This is a genomic window from Suttonella ornithocola (genome assembly GCF_001889065.1).
GTDB classification, from domain to species: domain Bacteria; phylum Pseudomonadota; class Gammaproteobacteria; order Cardiobacteriales; family Cardiobacteriaceae; genus Suttonella_A; species Suttonella_A ornithocola.
The window spans coordinates 1-1,201 of record NZ_LWHB01000261.1 but is presented as its reverse complement, the minus strand read 5'-3'; the positions used below and the strand labels follow the sequence as shown (position 1 = coordinate 1,201).

The window sequence follows — 1,201 nt, the reverse complement described above, 5'->3', positions numbered from 1 at the left end:
AGTATAAGGCAGCTTTCTCCAGCTTTTTCATTTTGTGCATTGTCTTCTTTGGGTGGGCATTGTGAGATGTTTTTATTGCCAAATAAGAATTCTTTCATTTCATCGCTATAGTTTTTTAATTCTTGTTTGCTAATGTTATTTGGTGCCCAATGTTTCGTATCGATAGTGTACCAATTTGAATCATCTTTATTTTCAATAAATCTCATATTATGTAGAAAAATATCAGGAAATTTTTTATTAGATAGTAAAGTAAAAAATATTATTGTAAATAAGATTAGTATAGCTAAGATTAGGTATACTATAGTAGAAAAATTATTGGGAGCTTTTTGTTTAAAAATCAGAAAACCATATATAGTATAAATGAGAAGATATATGGCTATTATTATAATAAATAATAAGTTATAAAAATATTCATGTCCGTACTCTATGATTTTTCCCTGAATAATACTATTTGTAGAGAAAACAAATAAAATAAAAGATACTATTAGAGAAAAATTATGAAGCATAGAAGCAATAGTAATGTTGATCCGTTCTGTAGTAAAATATTTTTATTGAATAAAAATATTGTCTGTAAATATTATGGCAGATAGAAAAGCTAATAGCAATAAGTGGTTGTCGTTATATAGTGTGTCTGGTGCGTTTAATGAATATGCTAAAAGTATAGTTAAGCATAATACTAAAAAGTACCAATTTTTGTAAATTTTACGAAAAATAGTAGTGTTCCCAATTTTTTATTTTTATATTTTTTTCTTTGTAATCTTTCTTTATTTTTGTTGTTTTTTTTAAAAAAGATATAAGATTCCAAATAAATAATAATAAAAGTAAAAACATTGTTGTTGCTAATAATATATAAACACAGTTGCTATATAAATAGAAAAAATATTTAAAATTTGCAAAAATGCAAGTAAGTAGAATTAGAAGAATTAAAAAGATGCTTTTTTGATGAATTATAATTCCAAAAGGAGTAGTTTTTGGATATAGTCAAATCACTTATAATCCAATCTATCCAAAGCAGATATAAAGAACAACTTGTAGTAGAATTATCAAAAACAAACTGAGCATATCCTATGACCTACTGCCGCCAATTCCGACAGAAAATTCTTAACGATATTGCTAATGGAGAAACTTGGCGCGCTGTTGCAAAGCGCTACAAGATCAGCAAATTCACCGTCTATAGCTGGATTAAAAATCCCCATCCTAA

General features: G+C 26.2%; 2 protein-coding genes. One reads left to right on the top strand and one right to left on the bottom strand.

From position 1 onward, the window contains the following. A partial coding sequence (locus A5N85_RS16325) for a hypothetical protein (RefSeq protein ID WP_211268239.1) occupies window positions 1-206 on the bottom strand: 206 nt, incomplete at its 3' end. Window positions 207-1,067: 861 nt separating this feature from the next. Here A5N85_RS16325 and A5N85_RS17990 point away from each other — a divergent pair. Next, window positions 1,068-1,201: helix-turn-helix domain-containing protein (locus A5N85_RS17990; protein ID WP_143143291.1), on the top strand; the 134-nt coding region annotated here is incomplete at its 3' end.